This window comes from Capnocytophaga canis (assembly GCF_000827555.1).
In the GTDB taxonomy this organism is placed as follows: Bacteria; Bacteroidota; Bacteroidia; order Flavobacteriales; family Flavobacteriaceae; genus Capnocytophaga; species Capnocytophaga canis.
Genome location: NZ_CDOI01000098.1, coordinates 1 through 374 on the forward strand (window position 1 = coordinate 1; position 374 = coordinate 374).

The window sequence follows — 374 nt, forward strand, 5'->3', positions numbered from 1 at the left end:
TTTTCCTCAAAAACAAAAGTTTCTGCCTTAAGTAATTCACGTATTTCTTTTACAGTTTTCAGAGTTGCCTCTGTATCAGGATTATCTCCTTCACATTTAGTATAATCATTTTCAAATTTCACATCAGTTACATTTCTCATTATGAGTTGAATAGTAGAGTTATGGACAGCCATTACCCCAGTGATTGTACCTTTTTTATCGCTAACATCTTTTCCTGCAAAAGATGCTTCTTTTCGAGTGTATACAACCAAATGATTGGTACAATCCGTAGTGATAGTTTGAGTTCCACTGTAGATTTTTAAAACATCCGTAAACTGAGCATTTTCAATACGCACCAATTGGCTCTCGTAGTTTCCTGTCAAAGCCTCTGCAAT

1 protein-coding gene is annotated in these 374 nt (G+C 35.0%); it reads right to left on the reverse strand.

All coding sequences use genetic code 11. From position 1 onward, the window contains the following. Positions 1–374: DUF5689 domain-containing protein (locus CCAND38_RS11880; RefSeq protein WP_042343766.1), on the reverse strand; the 374-nt coding region annotated here is incomplete at both ends.